Annotated in this window: 14 protein-coding genes; 11 read left to right on the top strand and 3 right to left on the bottom strand. The window is 50.4% G+C overall.

The annotated features are described in order from the left end of the window. Positions 1 to 193: 193 nt before the first annotated feature. From WC598_RS02190 to WC598_RS02140, 11 genes are all read left to right on the top strand, one after another. On the top strand, positions 194 to 1,009 hold the full coding sequence (locus WC598_RS02190; protein ID WP_372959829.1) for a KilA-N domain-containing protein: 816 nt from the start codon (positions 194 to 196) through the stop codon (positions 1,007 to 1,009). Between the two features lie 1,236 nt (positions 1,010 to 2,245). After that, a complete protein-coding gene (locus WC598_RS02185; RefSeq protein WP_372959828.1) occupies positions 2,246 to 3,172 on the top strand; it encodes a hypothetical protein in 927 nt (308 codons plus the stop codon). A 1,444-nt stretch (positions 3,173 to 4,616) separates the two neighbouring features. After that, a complete protein-coding gene (locus WC598_RS02180) occupies positions 4,617 to 6,158 on the top strand; it encodes an N-6 DNA methylase (RefSeq protein ID WP_372959827.1) in 1,542 nt (513 codons plus the stop codon). A 62-nt stretch (positions 6,159 to 6,220) separates the two neighbouring features. After that, complete coding sequence (locus tag WC598_RS02175) at positions 6,221 to 6,358, top strand: hypothetical protein (RefSeq protein WP_372959826.1); 138 nt, start codon at positions 6,221 to 6,223, stop codon at positions 6,356 to 6,358. 315 nt (positions 6,359 to 6,673) lie between these two features. Continuing rightward, the gene (locus WC598_RS02170; protein WP_372959825.1) at positions 6,674 to 7,078 is read left to right on the top strand and encodes a hypothetical protein; all 405 of its coding nucleotides are present in this window, start codon (positions 6,674 to 6,676) and stop codon (positions 7,076 to 7,078) included. Between the two features lie 163 nt (positions 7,079 to 7,241). Further along, positions 7,242 to 7,382 (top strand): hypothetical protein, encoded by a 141-nt coding sequence (locus WC598_RS02165; protein WP_372959824.1) that lies wholly within the window; start codon positions 7,242 to 7,244, stop codon positions 7,380 to 7,382. Between the two features lie 170 nt (positions 7,383 to 7,552). Continuing rightward, positions 7,553 to 8,848 carry a restriction endonuclease subunit S gene (locus WC598_RS02160; RefSeq protein WP_372959823.1) on the top strand — a complete coding sequence of 432 codons (1,296 nt, stop codon included), beginning with the start codon at positions 7,553 to 7,555 and terminating at the stop codon, positions 8,846 to 8,848. Next, on the top strand, positions 8,845 to 9,738 hold the full coding sequence (locus WC598_RS02155; protein ID WP_372959822.1) for a hypothetical protein: 894 nt from the start codon (positions 8,845 to 8,847) through the stop codon (positions 9,736 to 9,738). The genes WC598_RS02160 and WC598_RS02155 overlap by 4 nt, the downstream gene beginning before the upstream one ends. A gap of 46 nt (positions 9,739 to 9,784) precedes the next feature. Further along, positions 9,785 to 10,810 carry a restriction endonuclease gene (locus tag WC598_RS02150; RefSeq protein ID WP_372959821.1) on the top strand — a complete coding sequence of 342 codons (1,026 nt, stop codon included), beginning with the start codon at positions 9,785 to 9,787 and terminating at the stop codon, positions 10,808 to 10,810. 3 nt (positions 10,811 to 10,813) lie between these two features. Beyond that, positions 10,814 to 13,723, top strand: coding sequence for a type I restriction endonuclease subunit R (locus tag WC598_RS02145; protein WP_372959820.1), 2,910 nt, complete (start codon positions 10,814 to 10,816; stop codon positions 13,721 to 13,723). Further along, positions 13,720 to 13,986 carry a M48 family metallopeptidase gene (locus tag WC598_RS02140; RefSeq protein ID WP_372959819.1) on the top strand — a complete coding sequence of 89 codons (267 nt, stop codon included), beginning with the start codon at positions 13,720 to 13,722 and terminating at the stop codon, positions 13,984 to 13,986. Before WC598_RS02145 ends, WC598_RS02140 begins: the two co-directional genes overlap by 4 nt. A gap of 12 nt (positions 13,987 to 13,998) precedes the next feature. On the opposite strand, the gene WC598_RS02135 is transcribed toward WC598_RS02140, so the two are convergent. The 3 genes from WC598_RS02135 to WC598_RS02125 form a co-directional block, all read right to left on the bottom strand. Continuing rightward, entirely contained in the window at positions 13,999 to 14,760 is a 762-nt protein-coding gene (locus tag WC598_RS02135) for an RNA methyltransferase (RefSeq protein WP_372959818.1), read from the bottom strand. Positions 14,761 to 14,769: 9 nt separating this feature from the next. Next, on the bottom strand, positions 14,770 to 15,456 hold the full coding sequence (locus WC598_RS02130; RefSeq protein WP_372959817.1) for a phosphoglycerol geranylgeranyltransferase: 687 nt from the start codon (positions 15,454 to 15,456) through the stop codon (positions 14,770 to 14,772). A 159-nt stretch (positions 15,457 to 15,615) separates the two neighbouring features. Continuing rightward, positions 15,616 to 18,444: a DNA topoisomerase I gene (locus WC598_RS02125; RefSeq protein WP_372959816.1), complete on the bottom strand. Its 2,829-nt coding sequence runs from the start codon at positions 18,442 to 18,444 to the stop codon at positions 15,616 to 15,618. Positions 18,445 to 18,448 lie beyond the last annotated feature (4 nt).

Below are 18,448 nucleotides of genomic sequence, written 5' to 3'. Positions count from 1 at the left end.
CGTAACGGCCCGGCCCTGAGCCGGTCATTGCACGCCATTTGACAATTGCCCGGACAGAACCGGGCATGTTCCGGAGTTTTTGTCCAACGGCCCGGATTTATCGATTGGATATGACACGGAACAAATTTACTTTCACCCTCTGTGCCCGGATCTTTATCTCTTGAATAACCGGTAATTGAACCTGGGAAAGATAGTGACAAAGATCCGTGTGTTGGATAACGAAATTTCCATTTGTTCGCTGAATGATGAGGATTATATCAGTATTACCGATATTGCACGTTACAAAGATCCGGACAGATCTGATTATATTATTCAGAACTGGTTACGGAACAGGAATACCATAGAATTTTTAGGGATTTGGGAGCGTCTAAATAATCCGTATTTTAATCCCATCGAATTCGATGGGTTTAGAAAACTTGCCGGGCTCAACAGTTTTACCCTGACTCCCAAACAGTGGATTGTTCGGACATCAGCCATTGGCCTTATCTCTAAGCCGGGACGGTATGGTGGGACATACGCTCACAAGGATATCGCATACGAGTTCGCGTCCTGGATCTCAGTCGAATTCAAACTTTATCTCATCAAGGAATTCCAGCGGCTTAAGGATGAAGAGCGTAAACAGCTTGGCTGGGATATCCGCCGGAATCTGGCAAAGATCAATTACCGGATCCATACGGATGCGATCAAAGAGAACCTGATTCCAGCTGAACTGACCCGGCACCAGATTACCACGATTTACGCATCTGAAGCGGATGTACTCAACATGGCATTATTCGGGATCACCGCGAAGGAGTGGCGTGAGGTAAACGCTGACAAGACGGGAAATATCCGGGATTATGCCGACATCTCACAGCTCGTATGTCTCTCCAACCTGGAAAACCTCAATGCCCTGTTTATCAGCGAGAATCTTTCCCAACAGGAGCGGCTGGTGAAACTGAACAGCATCGCGATTCACCAGATGAAACTGCTGACTGATGATACAGGTATCAGGAAGATTGGTGGTGTGTAGCAGGGCTACTCCGGAACCGGTGGGATGTATCGTATCCCAAATAAGCCCGTAAAATGCCCGGTTTTCCAATCGGACGAAACCAGTTTTCTGACCAATGGGAAAAAATGTCCACGCGTACAAAAAATACGGCTATAATCGATTATTTTCCCCATTGGACCGATTTTAAGGGTTTTTGAACCTGCAATTTAGCGGGCGTCCGGCAGCCCCCATTTTTTGCTGGGGGGGTAGCACGGTCAAAACGAAAAGAACCCCCTTTTTGAGGCCCGGATTGAAGTCCCCTCACATCGGACACCGACGTTAATTTCGTGAAATATTCCGGACCCCCTCTTCCTACAATTCCTCCAGGAGTTTTCGACCAGACAGGGGGTGATCGGATCGGAAACGGGGCTCATTTTGGGCTTTGTTTGGGAATTTTGGGGAAACGGGGGCCGTCACGTGCCCGGATTGGAGGGGTTGTTACATGTGAATAAAAAGGGGTTTTGGGGGGTAGTTTCAGGATGGAGCCGGGGGATTTTTCGTTCGGATGGGTTTGGGTGAAATTTTTTATTTCTGATTTTTCCCGGAATTTTTTTTCGACAACGTTTTTCAAAATTTTCCCTCAGCATCCGATTGAAAATTTTCCGGCAGGGTTTGAATTATTTTTTCTGCCAGGGACTGCCCGGAATTTTTCGGGCAAGGTCTACTCAATTATTTTATGGCCCGGGCACCGGTCCCCGCTGAAACCCGGGGGGGTCGGTCTCGTGTAACGGCCCAGCCGTGAACCGGTGATCGCATACCATTTGACAATTGCACGGACAGGAACGGGCACCGGAACTTGTACGTACCGGCGATTTTGGGAGAGTGTGCGGTACCGGAAAGGGTTTGTTAAGCCTGATAAGAATTCATTAGAATTATTCGAACAGGGTCCCACGCGATTGTGACTGGGAGATTAGTGAGACCCCGGAATACCTTGAGGGTATTCACTCCGGGTTTTAAGTTCACGCGGATATATGATTTCTGTCCGTATCCTCAAACTGCCAGTTCGATTATTGGGACAGAGAAACTAAATATTTTTTAATAGATCGCTTATTATGGACAGCCGGAGGTTGTCCCGGAAAAGAAAAGGACGGGTTCATCAAGCATCGAAACTCTGTTGAACCCGGTCCTGCCCGTAGGCATGAGAAGATTATCTTCTGATTATATGAAAATTTTCCCGTGCCTTTCGAGCGTAGCGAATGCAAAAGGAGTTGAAAGAGAATGGAACTACGTAAACTGAGTCTCGTCCTGCTGGCTCTACTACTGGCAGCGATGGTGATGATACCGATAGTGAGTGCAGGAGATTCCTGTCAGGCAAATCCTGCAAATGAAAATATACAAAAACCCGCAATGGATAACAGCGCCAATCTGTTCGACGAATTCGGCCTGCAAAAACCCACAGTAAATGAAAAAGCGGCACCGTTCCTGAAATACGAAGATTCAAAAGATCTTTCAGACTTGATCATTAAAAAGGCGAAATTATCCGATAATGCTTCGGCTGTAATCGGGATGTATGATTTCGGGAATTCCCAGATGATTCTAATCAACCGCGGCGATCGTGTACTTGAAGCGTTCTACAATGGAAAGACTGTTGAGACGTACCTACTGACCCCTAAGTTACTCGGTGACAAAACAATAACAGAAGCCCCGCAGAAGATTGCTGGCCTAGATGGTGATTTCGGAGAATATTCCGTTGAAACCTCGGTCAGGACGCAATTATATTCTGTTGATCTGGTATATCCGGACGGAGAAACGAGCATTGCAAGTGCTATGCGCCCTATGAGCACATATACCGTTACCAGAACCCGTACTGATGTATATCGTAATGGACTTGGAGATACAATTGCACGACTTATTACTACCGGTGTGTTCTATGTCAACTACGGTGTCAGCATCACATCAATTTCGAACAGCAGTTCATACTGGATTAATCCACTCTTCCCAGGGTACTCTGCATGTTCCTACACATACCAGACATCCGGTGTAGGAACTACCTCCGGGCAACTCTATAATCATTACAAGTTCGGAACGCTCAACCTCAGGTTCCAGATGGATATCTGGGTAGGTGTTGATGCCTGGTTGACCGGAAGTGACGGGGGTTCAACCAACCAGTGGATATCGCTTTACAGTGATGGATGTACAGGCTAATTTTTTATTTTTTATGCATAGCTATTAATCTGGATTCTTTTAAACAAGGAGTTGTGTTACAATGAACCGGAATCAGTTGATTTTCCTATTCGTTATCGGATGTATCGTAAGCATAATCGGATTTGCCCTCGCCCAATATCTCCCTACGCTTATCATAATTGCGTTTATCATCTTCGCTTATCTCTACTCAGATTTCAAGGCATGGCGAGAATCAACAAAAACAAATTTGAAAAAGATTGAGGACCGGGTAGAAGCCCTGGAGAAAAAAAATTAATGGGAAATCTACTTGGAGTTTTTTTAAAAGCAATTCTTTGATTATTTTAAAATTGGTTTATCAATATATGATTTTTTATAAAAGTTTTCCGGCAACGTTCGCACTTTTTTCCCAGGGGTTCGGATCCGGTAATTTTTTTGCCGGGGGTTTACGGGGAAACTTCTCGGCCAGGCTGTGACCGGTTCGTGGGTAGGGGTGCAGTTGGAGGGGATCCAGAAGATATGGTAGGATGACTGGGCCTCATCCCAAATAAGCCCGTAAAATGCCCGGTTTGACAATCGGACGAAATCAGTTTTCTGACCATGGGAAAAAATGTCCACGCATACAAAAAATACGGTTTTAATTGATTATTTTCCCCATTGGACAGATTTTAAGGGATTTTGAACCTGCAATTTAGCGGGCGCCCGGCAGCCCCCAATTTTGGCTGGGGGGGTAGCACGGTCAAAACGAAAAGAACCCCCTTTTTAGGGCCCGGAACGGATCGCCCCCACGTCGGAAACCGACGTGAATTTCGCGGTTCCTGCCGGACCCCCCCTTTATACAATTCCTCCAGGAGTTTTCGACCAGACAGGGGGTGATCGGATCGGAGACGGGGCTCATTTTGGGCTTTGTCTGGAATTTTTGGGGAGACGGGGGCCGTCCGGTGCCCGGAGGGGTGGGGTTGTGAAGTGCTTATTGAGGGGGTTCCGGGGGGTGGTTTGAGGACGGGGGAACGGGGATTTTTCGATCTGAGGGAATTGGGTGAAATTGTTTTTTGATTTTTCCCGGAAATTTTTTTGATAAGGTCTGCTTAAAAGATTTCAATCACGGTCCGGTTGAAAAATTTCCGACAGGATTTGAATTATTTTTTCTGCCAGGGTCTGCCCGGAATTTTTCAAACAAGATCCGATGAAAAATTTTCATGCAGGGGCAGCTCAATTATTTCCGGCACAGTCCCCCCTACTGAAACCCGGGCACAGCCGGGGCCGGTGAGCGTGGGGCGTTTGCCAGTACATGACGGGCACCGGGACTTGCACTTACCGGAGATTTTGAGTGAGTGAACGGTACTGGTAATAGACGAAGGATTACAGAACCGGAAGGAAGTCGACAATAATTACGTCCACATTTTTTCTCAATAACTTCGGAATATTATTCATTCTCTCTTCACGAAACTATTCCACAGAGGAACCAATGGCACAATCTCAAAACAATATCACGCTCGATATCACCACCCTTGAGGGCTGGCTCTGGGAAGCTGCCTGCAAAATCCGGGGGGAGATCGATGCCCCGAAATACAAGGACTATATCCTGCCGCTCATTTTTTTAAAGCGGTTGTCCGATGTCTTTGATGACGAAGCGAAAAAGCTGGAGAGCAGGTACGGCAGCAGCGATCTTGTGGAAAAGATCCTTGCGGAGGATCACCAGCTGGTACGGTTTTACCTGCCACCGGAATCCCGCTGGGATGCAATCGCCAAAAAGAGTACGGGACTCGGGGAACTGATCACGGACGCGATGCGATCGATTGCCCGGGAGAATCCAAAGCTCCAGGGCTCGATTGACATCGTGGACTTCAACGCGACCGCAGCAGGGCAGCGGATCATCCCAGATGATTCGATCAAGACGCTGATCGGGGTCATGGGAAAACACCGGCTCGGGCTTGCGGATGTTGAGCCGGATATTATCGGTCGGGCCTACGAGTACCTGCTCCGGAAATTTGCTGAAGGATCCGGCCAGAGTGCCGGTGAGTTCTATACCCCGCGTGAGGTTGCCATTCTCATGGCACAGATCCTCGACCCGAAACCGGGTGAGGAAGTCTATGATCCGTGCTGCGGGTCCGGGGGTCTGCTGATCAAGTGTGCGATGAACTTCCGGGAACATTATCACAATGATCCCGAAGTTGCCCCGCTCCAGTTCTGTGGGCAGGAGAACCAGCACGCAACGTTTGCCATGGCGAAGATGAACACGTTCATCCACGACATGGAGGCACAGATCGCTCTCCAAGATACGATGAAGTTCCCCCAGTTCCTGAAAAAAGAAGGGGCGCTCCGGCAGTTCGACATCGTGACGGCTAACCCGATGTGGAACCAGGATTTCGAGCAGAAGATCTATGAGACCGATACTTACAACCGGTTCGGGATTGGCTTCCCACCTTCAAGCAGTGCGGACTGGGGATGGATCCAGCACATGTTCGCCTCCTTAAAGAAAACCGGGCGGATGGCGGTGGTGCTGGATACCGGAGCCGTCTCGCGGGGCAGCGGGAATACCGGGAAGAACCGGGAACGCGATATCCGGAAATATTTTGCCGAGCACGACTTTGTGGAAGCGGTCATTCTCCTACCGGAGAATCTGTTCTATAACACAACAGCACCTGGGATTATCCTCGTCATCAACCGGAAGAAGCCGCACAAGGGCGAGTGCCTGCTGGTCAATGCTGCGAAACTCTTCCAGAAGGGACGGCCGAAGAACTTTATGCCAGACGAGAACATTGCGCAGGTTGCCGGGATTTTCCGGGACTGGAAAACGGTGGACGGGATCAGCACGATTGTCTCTGCTGCCGATGTTGCGAAGAACGATTTCAACCTGAGCCCGTCCCGGTACGTTACACAGAACGGCAAAGACGAGACGCTCCCCCTGGAGGACGCGGTTGTGCTGCTGCGGGAAGCTGAAGAGGTGCGGCAGGAAGCGGACGAGCGGCTGAAGAAAGTGCTGGCGGGTCTGGGGCTTGAACTTTGATTCAATAAACAAGTTTATAGCCAGAGAGCATATGTATAATTGAATATCGGAAGGAGACGATCATGTCACCATCAACCGCAAAAAAACGAATTTACAATCCCCTGACAGGGAAATATTACGAGATTCGCCAGCGTTCTAGCGCATATGGCGAAGCTGGTCAGATCAAGGGATTGTGGAGTTCAAAAAAGAAGAAAAAATAATTTTTATCGAAGGGCGATACCATTCCACCTCAGCGCTGGTATATTGATACTAATGTTCTGGCCCATTGGGTTCTTGGAACTGGCGGTGTCCTCCAGTTATTATGTGAACAATCTGCTCTTCCACGTCAGTTTTTCGAAATTTATTCAAGCCGGTATGAACCATCCCTGACATTTGTAAACACTGTCATCGATAAGAAAAACCAAGGGATTACCGACAATTTTTTTGTCTCACATCTTGCGATTAATGAATTATTCTCTGCAATCCGTGATGAGATGCGGAGTATTCTTCTCTTCAATAAAGGTTGTCCAATTTCCATGTGGAGAAATCCACGATATGATCCGATCATTGATGCAATAGATTACCAGGCCGTGTATAAGCAAACCCTCCAGGCATTCATTCCCTTGTTTGAAGACGGCAAAACACGAGACAGTGTCATTCAGCTGATGGTTGAACAATCCCCGGAGAGCCCGAATTACTGGGATGTCTACTCTTCAATCCTCTTCATGATCAAAGAAGCCAAAACCCATGATGCAACGTTATTGACCTCGGCGATTCTCGATAAGGCAGACTATTTTGTCACCCTCGATAAATCCCTGATAAAAAATGGGAAGAAGATGCTCAATGATGAATATCACATCCTTCTTGTTACCCCAAAAGAATCAATGAATATCTTCCGGACAAAACGGAAACACGGCGGGAAGCAGCAAGCGAAGAAATAGTCGGATTGCGTTCTTGTGGCAAATGCCAGTTCGTTTACTGAAAAGGTTTAGTCACGTTTTTATTAATGGAGATCGAATAATATTTTGTAAAAAATGGGTGGGGGTAGGACTCCCGATCATTCCCGCCGTTGTCGCATTGTACCTGACTATGAAGGTGATGTTGATGATGAGAAAGTTAGCAAAGTATCCTCGGAACGAGATGAGAACGCTGATCTACTGTACGATCGTTGGATGGGCTGTCGGCATGGGGTGTGACACCCCGTTCAATGTGATGACGCAGGGAATAATTGTCGAAGTCCTCTAACCACGCTGACAGCTTGGTGGGTTTAAGTCCCACCCCCCATTCCTGATTCTGTTCTAGTACTCTTTTCCGGTTATTCATATTTCAAATCGATAACGTTAGACGTATTACTTCAGGAAACTCACATTGCTTATCGATTCGAATCAAATTTTCTGTTTATTACCGGTGTTACTGTGACTGAATCATCTGATGTTCCTAAGGGGTATATGGCGAAGGAGCAGGATGTGTTACCGGAAGAGTGGGGAGTTAAGAGATTAGAGGATATTGTAGATTTCAAATTAGGCAGAACGCCTCCAAGGAAAGATCTACAATATTGGGAGAACGGAATTTATCCTTGGGTAAGTATCTCTGATATGTCTGATTTCAGTGATATTAATTTTACAAAAGAGACCGTTTCTCAACTTGCATATGATACAATTTTGAACGGAAAAATTATCCCGAAAGAAACACTTTTCATGAGCTTCAAATTAACGATTGGAAGAACCAGTATCTTAAAAGTTGATGCATTCCATAACGAAGCTATTGCTGCGATTTTTCCAAAGGGTTCTGAAGTCACGAGAGATTATCTCTTTTATTATTTACCAACTATCGATTTTTCCGAATACTACGATACTGCAATTAAAGGAAAAACGTTGAACAAAGCAAAAATAAAATCTCTCAAAGTTTCCCTCCCCCCTCTCCCAGAACAGCACGCCATCGCCACCACCCTCCGCACCGTGCAGGAGGCAAAGGAAAAAACGGATGACGTGATCGCGGCGACCAAAGCGCTCAAGGCGGCGATGATGAAGCACCTGTTCACGTACGGCCCGGTGCCACCGGAAGAAGCGGAGCGAGTGGCGCTGAAGGAGACGGAGATCGGGCGGGTGCCAGAGGGGTGGGATCTTCAGCCTTTAGGCAATATATCAAAAATTTCTTCTGGAGGTACTCCGAGTAGAACTGAGCCAAGTTATTGGAATGGTGAAATTCCATGGATCAGGACTGGAGAAATCAATTATTCGATAATTGAAAAAACTGAAGAAAAAATTACCAAAGCGGGGCTAGAAAATTCATCCACTCGGATGGTTCCCAAGGGGACTCTCTTGATGGCAATGTATGGTGAAGGAATTACTCGCGGCCGAGTTGGAATTACGGGAATTGACGCATCGATAAATCAAGCAGTGGCAGCAATATTTCCTTCAGAAAAAATGTTAACGCCTTTTCTTTATTACTACCTCGAATTTAGTTACGAAAAAAATCGATTGCTTGGACATGGTGCTCATCAGAGGAATTTAAGCGCAACAATTATCAAAACAATTTTAGTTCCAATTCCTACCGAAAAGACTCAACAACAAATTGTTGAAATCCTCTCCTCCATCGATCAAAAACTCGCTGCCGAACAATCCCGCAGGGAAACGCTCGACACCCTGTTCACATCGCTCCTGCACGATCTCATGACCGCGAAAATTAGGGTAAATGAAATTACCGTATGAAGTCTTCATGTCTTACTGATATCCGGGGAATTACCCATTGCGCCTTTTCCGATGAATCAAACCATAATATTGGCAGATATCGCTCCATCGCGATGGTAAGTTTGCCTCATCGTAATCTGGATTTGTTTGATGAAAAAATTCATGCAACATTAGAAGGCAGCAGCGTCCGCGAGTTCAAATGGAAAAACCTTAACGATGCAAAAATGCGTTTTTGTGCAACGAAAATTGTCGATTACGTGATCAAACAAGTAATAGGTGGAGAATTCCGCATCGATGTATTGACATGGGATGTTGAAGATTCGCGCCATAAAATTGTAGGGCGGGATGACAATGAAAATTTCCGGCGAATGTATTACCACCTCTTCAAAAATGTTCTGAAGCATCGGTGGGAACACCCGTCACTCTGGAAATTTTTCCCCGATGAGCAGAGTTCAGTTGATTGGGAAAACCTGAAGTCTTTCATCGAGCGTGAACTTCAGAAAACACGCCAGTTACCATCAGATTCTGATGATGAATTGGGTCTTAAAAACCTGGTAACGCTTGACGGGATAACCGAAGTACAATCTTCTTCATGTTACCCCACTCAGGTATGTGATTTTTTTGCCGGCATCGCATCATATTCCCGAATGAATTTTGCAAAATTTTGTGAATGGGAATTTTTAGAGTGTGGCCAGACACGATTGTTCCAGAATGAAACCTCAGTAGAATTTTCGAACCGGGATAAAGAACGATGTAAAGTCCTGGCATATTTTAACAAATTATGCAAAGCAAACAAGCTTGGCGTTAGCTTGAAGAGTAACAAAGGTTTGCAGACGCCTAATCCAAATTATCCGTTGAACTTCTGGTTATACAATCCACAGTCAGACTTAGATATTGCCCCGATAAAATAACTTCAAGAGATTAATGGTGTAGTAGGATTAACACAGGAACATTACTATGACCCTCTGGATGGTTCGCAGCGGCCGGTACGGTGAACGGGAAGAGTTTGCCCTTGAAAATAAAGTCGCCGTCATCGGCTGGAATGAATTGCCGGACCTCTCGAAAATCGAGACCCGGGATCAGTTGCGGGCGCTCCTTGAAAAAACATTTCCCGATGATAAACCTAAGACGCATATCAACTGGGAAAGCCAGATCTGGCCGTTTCTGCATGGCATGGAGATCGGTGATCTTATCGCGATGCCGTTGAAGAGCAGGGCTGCTATTGCATTCGGTAAGATTGCCGGACCTTACAGTTATCACAAGGATTTTCCGGAGAATGCACGCCACTGCCGCAAGGTTGACTGGGTAAAAGAGATCCCCCGCGACAAGTTCGATCAGGATCTCCTCTATTCGCTTGGTGCCTTCATGACCGTGTGCCGGATTCACCGGAATAATGCTGAAGAGCGGATCCAGGAATTGCTGGAGGGAAAGACCCCCTCGGTGAAAAGAAAGATTGATGGGCAAAAACCCGCAGAAGGCGAGGGGGATGTTGCTCTCGTTCTCGATATTGAGGAAATGGCAACCGACCAGCTCCGGGATCTTATCAGCAGGAAATTCCGGGGCCATGATTTACCCCGGCTCGTTGGCGCCATACTTGAGGCACAGGGGTATACTATCTGTATCGCAAAACCTGGCGCTGATGGAGGTGTCGATATCATCGCAGGAAAAGGTCCGCTCGGATTTGATCATCCCCGTTTGGTTGTTCAGGTCAAGTCCAGTGACAGTCCGTGTGATGTGAAGATTGTCCGGGAACTGCAGGGGGTCATGAAGAATTTCCAGGCCGAACATGGCTTGCTGGTATCATGGGGCGGCTATAGCGGGACGGTCCCAAAAGAAACATCAACAAAATTTTTCGAGATCCGACTCTGGAATGCCGATGATCTCATTCAGATGATCCAGACCTATTACGATAAAATCCCAGATGAGATCAAAGCGGACCTTCCATTAAAACGAATCTGGATCCTTGTTCCGGAAGAGGAGTGATACATGACACTCGGCGGTGAGCGCGGCTCAGTACAGAATCCGTTCATTGCCTATGCCGAATATTCAAAGTGGGAATATGTCCCGAAGGATGAAGCCACAAAGCTAAGAGGCGGCCCCACCGGCATCCTTTTCAAAGATCTTTTCATCGACCAGATAATCCGGCTCAACAATTCCTTCATGACCCGCGAGCTCGCCACCGAACTCGCGAAACGGATCGGGCGTATTCCCCCCACCATTGAAGGCAACCTCATTGCATGGGAATTTCTCAAAGGAGTAAAAACGATATTTGTCCCGGCAGAGAAACGGGAGCGGGATGTCCGGTTCATCGACACCGATGATATTGAGAACAACACTTTCCACATCACCGATGAGTTCTCGTTCACGAACGGTTCAAAGACCATCCGCGAGGATGTGGTCTTCCTCGTCAACGGCATCCCGGTCTTTTTCGTAGAGGCCAAGGCCGCCCACAAGAAAGAGGGCATTGCTGAAGCTCTCGACCAGATCCGGCGCTACCATCGCGAATGCCCCGAGCTGCTCGCGGTCCTCCAGCTCTATGCTCTCACCCACATCATCCGGTACTATTACAGCGCCACCTGGAACACTTCGAAAAAGACGCTCTTCAACTGGAAGGATGAAGCCGGCGGGGATTACGAGACACTGGTCAAAACCTTCTGTGACCGGAAACGTTTTCTCACGCTGCTCACCGATGGGATCCTCTTCACCCGGCAGGATGAAGAGTTAAAGAAAGTCGTGCTCCGCCAGCACCAGATGCGGGCTGTCGATAAGCTGCTCGGGCGGGCACGGGATGCCGGAAAGAAACGCGGCCTTGTCTGGCATACGCAGGGATCGGGCAAGACCTACACGATGATAGTGGCGGCGCAGAAGATCCTCCGCGAACCGGTCTTTGAGAGCCCGACCGTGATCCTGCTCGTGGACCGGAACGAACTCGAAACACAGCTCTTCGGCAATCTCACCGCTGCCGGCATCGGGAATGTCGAAGTCGCAGAGAGCAAGCGGGAACTTCAGAAACTTCTTGCCTCCGATCACCGGGGCCTCATCGTCTCCATGATTCACAAGTTCGAAGGGATGCCGGAAAAGATCAATACCCGGGACACGATCTTCATTCTCGTGGACGAAGCCCACCGTACCACCACCGGCACGCTGGGCAACTACCTCATGGGTGCTCTCCCGAATGCCACCTACATCGGATTCACCGGCACCCCCATCGATAAGACCGCGTACGGACAGGGGACGTTCATCACGTTCGGGCGCGACGATCCCCCTCACGGCTATCTCGACAGGTACCGCATTGCAGAGTCCATCAGCGATGGCACCACGGTCCCGCTCCACTACACGCTCGCTCCCAATGACCTGCTCGTTGACCGGCGGACTCTTGAAAAGGAATTCCTTGACCTTGCCGAAGCGGAAGGGATCAGCGATGTCGCGGAACTCAACAAGGTTCTTGAAAAAGCAGTCAACCTCCGGAACATGATGAAGAGCCCCGAGCGGGTGCCGAAGGTGGCACAGTTCGTGGCAGAACATTTCCGGAACAACGTAGAGCCTATGGGGTACAAGGCGTTCCTGGTTGCCGTTGACCGGGAAGCCTGTGCGCTCTACAAAAAGGAACTCGATAAACATCTGCCCCCGGAATATTCGGAGGTTGTCTACAGCTCGAATCCCCGGGATGAAGGCAATGAACGCGTAGACCTTCGCACATACTATCATGCTGAAGATGAAGAGAAACGCATCCGCAAGGCATTCCGGAGCCCGGAGAAAAACCCGAAGATCCTCATCGTCACCGAAAAGCTCCTCACTGGGTTTGATGCCCCGGTCCTCTACTGCATGTATCTCGATAAACCCATGCGGGATCATGTCCTCCTCCAGGCCATTGCCCGGGTGAACCGGCCCTATGAAGACGATGAAGGACACAGGAAACCCGCAGGGTTCGTGCTCGACATTGTCGGGATCTTCAACAATCTCAAAAAAGCCCTCGCTTTCGACTCCAGCGATATCGAGAATATCGTAAATGACCTTGACGTACTCAAAGCCCGGTTCACACGGCTGATGACACGGGAAGCACAGCAGTACCTCGGGCTTGCCAAAGGAAAGACTCGGGACAAGGCGGTCGAAGCAGTGCTTGAACATTTCCTGAATGAAGAGATCCGCCATACCTTCTATGCATTCTTCCACGAACTTTCGGACATTTATGAAATCCTTTCTCCCGATGCATTCCTGAGACCATACATCGATGACGTGGATACGCTTGCGAAAATGTACCGTATGGTGCGGGAAAACTTTGACCCCGGCATCTCCGTTGACCGGGAATTCTCCCGTAAGATCGCACGACTTGTCCAGGATCATACATTAAGCAGTGAGATCGGTTCACCCGACGGAATTTACGAGATCAACGATAAAGTCCTCCGGTATATTGAAGAGCAGCCGGTCTCTGATATCGAGAAGGTGTTCAATCTCAGCAAAGGGATTGCCAATCTCGTACGGAAACATACGGAAGATTCACCGTACCTTCTTTCCATCAGTGAAAAGGCGGATGCGGTGATCCAGCTCTACAAGGACCGCCAGAAAACCACGCAGGAAACATTAGCCGAACTTAAAACCATTCTCGAAGAGATCAATGCCGCCCGGCTTGAACAGGAGAAGCGCAATATCCCGATAGAAGAATTTTCAATTTTCTGGATCCTTAACAAAACCAGTATCAGCGATCCGGAAACAAAAGCCCATGAAATGAAGAATGTCCTCAACCACCATCCTCACTGGAGAAACAGTGAACAACAGGCCCGTGATGTGAAACAGGAACTGTACACGGTTATCCTGCAATCCGGAATCCGCGATGTCAAAGAGATCAAAAAGATCGTTGATCAGATCATGAGTGTTCTCAAACGGGCAGTCATATGATCTCACCGGAATTTTTCAAACGTTCTGTTGGAGGATGGGCGAAGACCTGCAAGGTTGAAATCAAAGAAATTCACCTGCGGAAAATGAAGAACAAGTTGGCGAGCTGTTCAAGCAGGGGCAGGCTGACCTTTGACCCGGCAATTTTACGCCAATCCAAAGACGAGCGGAAAAAAATTATTGTGCATGAATTGCTTCATTTAAAATATCCCAATCACGGCAAGATGTTCCGAGCAATGTTGAACGCGTATACTGCTGACAAATGAATTTTATAGTGTCTACCGCTCCCCTTTCTCTTCCCCGGCATCCCGCAGATTCGATGTCCCCGTCCGGTCCCGGTCCAGCAGCGCCGGGTCGATATGCCATTCGCTCCGGCGCAGGAGCCCGTGGAGGGTGCTTGCCTCCCGGATGGTCAGGTTGGCCCGGCCGAGAACCCGCCGGATCAGGATCATCGTGTTCTCCCGCTTGAACTCCGGGTGATGGATCTCGTCCAGGTACCGGTCAACGTGCCGGTAGAGGTGATTCATATCCCCCGGTGGCGCGAGCCGGATCTCCGGCAGCGGGAGGTTCGAGAGCTCGTAGCAGACAACCCCCACGGCATGCGACAGGTTGAGGATCGGGTACTCCTCGTGGGTCGGGATGGTGCAGATCATGTCGCTCCGCTTGACCTCCGCGTTGTTGAGGCCCCAGTTCTCGCGCCCGAACAGGATCGAGATCCGGCCGTCAACGTCCTTGATCCGCTCGCGGAGTTCCTTCGGGGAATAAAACGGCATCCGCATGGCGTGGCAGACCGATTTGCTCACGGCCCCGGTGGTCGAGATGACGATGTTGCTCCGGGCAAAAACATCCTCAATCGTGCAGACCTCTGCTGCGTGGAGCACATCGTACGCATGGGACGCCCGGCCATCCGCTTCATTGCCCAGCTTGCACGGGTTGATGAGCACGAGGCGGGTGAAGCCGAAGTTCTTCATAACCCGGGCGGCAAACCCGACATTTCCCTCGTAGAGAGGTTCGACAAGAACGATATCAATCTCGGGCATAAAAAAAAGTTACTGGACCGCATCAACGGTTGCTTTCAGGACACCGGCGCCCTGGTCATACACGGCGTTTCCCACAACGATCGTGTCGGCATATTTTCCCATCTGCGCAGCCTTCTCCGCAGAGTTGATCCCGCCGCCATAGTACAGGATTGCCTTGTCGACGGCTTCTGAAGCGGCCTTCACAACCTCCGGGTTGCCAAAGGTGCCGCTGTATTCAAGGTAGATGATCGGGAAATGGAAGTAGTGGTCGGCAACAGTCGCATATGCGGCAACCTCGTCGGCCTTGAGATCGCAGACCGCCCTCGTCACTTTCCCCACCGAGGAGTTTGGGTTGAGGACAATGTAGGCTTCGGGAACAATGTATTCCCAGGGAATCTTCCCGCTCTGCATCTGCACCCAGGCACGGTGCTTGCCCACAATCCACTGGACGTCGGTGGTGTTCAGGACGCTCGGGACAAAAACATAATCTATGCCTTTTGTCAGGACCGCTTCCGGTCCTGCGGGCTCCATGACCAGCGGGAGGTCGTAGGCCTTGACCTGTTTTAAGAGTGCGGCAAGGTTTTCCTCCGTAACGTTCAGCGTGCCGGAGAGCATGAGAGCGTCGGTGCCGCTCGCGGCAATCGCGTCGATATCACCGGGTCTCAGCTGTTTGTCGGGATCGAGTTTGGTCACATGAACCCAGTCTTTCCACTTCATCACAATCACTGTACCTTTTGGAATTCCATACCCTTAAACGGTATCCCTTGGATGGGCGAAAAAGATAAAATACGGGGCGTTTATCGTGAAGATTTTTTAATAATAATGACCTGCGGGTTGCAATCCAGCTTGCCCTGAATAAATGATCCGGCTCTTTTTTTAGAGCTGGATAACGGAAGTTTCTCTCTTTTTCTGGCAGAGTTTCTGGAAATCCTTTAATTTCTGTTCAGGTATCCCGGTTGCTGCGGCAACACCTGCAACATCTGCTGCCAGCAGGGCGTCACCGTTGACGATATCGGCCTGGAACAGCTTCCCAAGGATCGTTTCAGTGAGTCCCCGGATGGAAAGGAGTTCTTTTTTGCCTTTCTCAATCTGGATCTTTGAGATTTTTTTAGGCATCGGCTTACCAAGGTATGTGCAGACCATCTCAACATGTTTCTGGACGGTTGCCGGTGACATGCCGGTAAGGTCCCCGAGAGCTGCAGGCGTGTGGGTGCAGAAGGATTCCGGTTCCATGATCCCGGCCGCCAGGTATTTTTTCAGGCTTACTGCGGGGATACCGATCTCTTTTAGGATCTGGCCATGGTAGATTTTTTTGGCTTCAAGGAGGAGGGTTTCTGCTTCTCCCTCGCCGATCCCGGCTTTCTTCAGGCTCGCGATATCGGTCTTTGCAAGGCCCGAGAGTTCAGAGATCCCCGATTCTTTCAGGGAGCCCATGATCTTCGAGTAGCTGCGCCCTTTTCTCGGGATGAGGTTCTCGCGCAGGAACTTGCGGCATTCGGACCGGCGCCGGAGGGTGGCAAGGACGGTCTCGGCGTCACGGATCAGCCGCTCTGCCTTGTCTATTGGGAGTTCCAGTTTCTTTGCCAGCACGTCAGGAGCACTGCGTGCCAGTTCGGCAACGGTGTAAATATGCTGCGCCCGGATCTTTTTTGCCAGGTTCTCGTCAAGGGAGGGTATCTCGGCAAGCGACTCGCTGTTGGAGTTGACGTGGTGGCAGAGCGGGCAGCCTATGTCCCAGGGGCGTGCCCCTTTCCGTATGAGCCGGACAAAATTGAGCTGGTGCTTGTCGCAGACTTCGTCCGTGCGGACGGCAAAACCCCACTGGGCCATGGGAAGCCCGATGTTGAAACTGCATTCGGGATACCGTGAACACCCGATGAACTGGGTGTTTCCCCGCAGGTGCTTGATTGCGAGGGTTCCGCCGCAGACCGGGCATTTGCCAAGGTTCATCTCCTCGGCGGTGCGGTCCCGGATGTCGTCGCCTATCACCTGCGCGTTTGCTTCGAGCTGGTCAAAGGCATGGTGCAGCATCTCCCGCGATTCCCGGATGGCATCCTCCCGGGTTCGCTTGCTCTCCTTGATCTGCTGCATGTGCGCTTCGAGCGTCTGGGTCATGTCGGGTTTCGTGATCGCATCCGCGTGCTGCTCCAGCGTCTCGGTAACCGCCCTGCCAACAAGGGTCGGGCGGAGGGGATTGCCCTCAACATATTTCCGGGATACGAGTTTTGCAATCACTTCGTGCCGGGTGCTCTTGGTGCCAAGGCCCAGCTCTTCCATGCGCTGGATGAGCTTGCTCTGGGTGTACCGGGCCGGCGGCTGGGTCTCTTTCTCGTCGAGCTGCACCTTTTTTATCGGAAGGTGTTCCCCGGTCTCGAACGCGGGAAGGAGCATTTCGCGGGCCTCGCTGAAGGGGTAGACCGTATGCCACCCGGGTTCAATGAGCTGCCCGCCGGTTGTTGTGTACTCCTCTCCTCCTGCATTGAAGAGGATCTTGAGGGTCTTCCACTGTGCATCGGGCGAGAGGGTTGCAAGGAACCGGCGGAGCACGAGCTCGTAGATCTTGAAAATGTCGTCGCCGAGTGCTTCCCGGGTTGCCCCCCCGGTCGGGTGGATCGGCGGGTGGTCGGTCGAGGATTTCTTGCCCCGCGTGGGTTCGGCCCGGCGGTTTGCCATCACCCACTCCACGTCTTTTCGAAACGGGGAGTTACTGATCGTTTTTAAGATGCCATTGAGGTCAAGCGATGGCGGGTACACGGTATTGTCGGTTCTCGGGTACGAGATGAAACCGTTCATGTACAGGTCTTCGGCAATCCGCATCGCATTTGCGGCCGAGAACCCGAGCCGGGCCGCCGCAACAATGTACGTTGTTGTATCGAATGGCGATGGCGCCCGGTCCTGCTTGCTGCCGAACTTGACATCGGTCACGACAAGCGGGGCCTTTGTCCGGTCCCGGGCCGCTTCTGCAACGGCCTTTTCATGGAACCTGCCGTTCGTGTGCCGGGCCTCAATGGCCTCCCCGGACTTCTCGGTTAAGAGCGAGAGCTGCCAGTATTTTTCCGGGACAAAGGCATCGATCTCTTTCTCCCGGTCAACGATCATCCCGAGCGTCGGGGTCTGCACTCTTCCGACCGAGAGAATATTCTGGCCACCCCTCCGGGCTGCAAGGGAGATGAACCGTGTTAAGGATGCACCCCACATCAGGTCGATGGACTGCCGGGCTTCCCCCGCCGCAGCAAGGGCGAAATCCAGCTCGGTGGTGTTGGAAAATGCGTGGGTAAGTTCCTGTTCCGTAATAGCGGAGAACCGTGCCCGGTCAACCGGGACTTTGGGGCTTGCGGCCCGGACAAGCTCGAAGGCCTCTTTTCCAATCAGTTCCCCTTCGGTATCAAAGTCCGTTGCAATGGTGACGCGGTCGGCTTTCTTTGCCAGCTTCTGGAGCAGGGCAACGATCCGGCGCTCGGTCGGGATCTTGATGGTCTTGGCATCGATGAGACTTCGCGGCGTGTACTTGTCGCTGCGCCAGTTCTGGTAGCCCGGCTCGAAGTCGATCTCGACAACGTGGCCCCGGAGCCCCATGGTCATGGTGTCCCCGTAACTGTACGTGGATACGCCGGCATCCTTGTTCTCGGAAACTTTCTTCCCGCCGCTGAGAATCTGGGCAATACGCCGTGCCGAGATATTCTTTTCCGCAACAATCAGGTGCACGGCA

Source organism: Methanoregula sp., assembly GCF_041645475.1.
Taxonomy (GTDB): domain Archaea; phylum Halobacteriota; class Methanomicrobia; order Methanomicrobiales; family Methanospirillaceae; genus Methanoregula.
Note: the sequence above shows the minus strand (reverse complement) of the source record. Positions and strands in the feature narration are given on the sequence as shown.

Bases quoted from the DNA above. Each gene is read 5' to 3' on its own strand.
- WC598_RS02140 (WP_372959819.1), top strand. From the start codon at position 13,720: ATGATCTCACCGGAATTTTTCAAACGTTCTGTTGGAGGATGGGCGAAG.
- WC598_RS02170 (WP_372959825.1), top strand. From the start codon at position 6,674: ATGTGGAGAAATCCACGATATGATCCGATCATTGATGCAATAGATTAC.
- WC598_RS02145 (WP_372959820.1), top strand. From the start codon at position 10,814: ATGACACTCGGCGGTGAGCGCGGCTCAGTACAGAATCCGTTCATTGCC.
- WC598_RS02135 (WP_372959818.1), bottom strand. From the start codon at position 14,760: ATGCCCGAGATTGATATCGTTCTTGTCGAACCTCTCTACGAGGGAAAT.
- WC598_RS02155 (WP_372959822.1), top strand. From the start codon at position 8,845: ATGAAGTCTTCATGTCTTACTGATATCCGGGGAATTACCCATTGCGCC.
- WC598_RS02150 (WP_372959821.1), top strand. From the start codon at position 9,785: ATGACCCTCTGGATGGTTCGCAGCGGCCGGTACGGTGAACGGGAAGAG.
- WC598_RS02130 (WP_372959817.1), bottom strand. From the start codon at position 15,456: ATGAAGTGGAAAGACTGGGTTCATGTGACCAAACTCGATCCCGACAAA.
- WC598_RS02180 (WP_372959827.1), top strand. From the start codon at position 4,617: ATGGCACAATCTCAAAACAATATCACGCTCGATATCACCACCCTTGAG.
- WC598_RS02185 (WP_372959828.1), top strand. From the start codon at position 2,246: ATGGAACTACGTAAACTGAGTCTCGTCCTGCTGGCTCTACTACTGGCA.
- WC598_RS02175 (WP_372959826.1), top strand. From the start codon at position 6,221: ATGTCACCATCAACCGCAAAAAAACGAATTTACAATCCCCTGACAGGG.
- WC598_RS02165 (WP_372959824.1), top strand. From the start codon at position 7,242: ATGATGAGAAAGTTAGCAAAGTATCCTCGGAACGAGATGAGAACGCTG.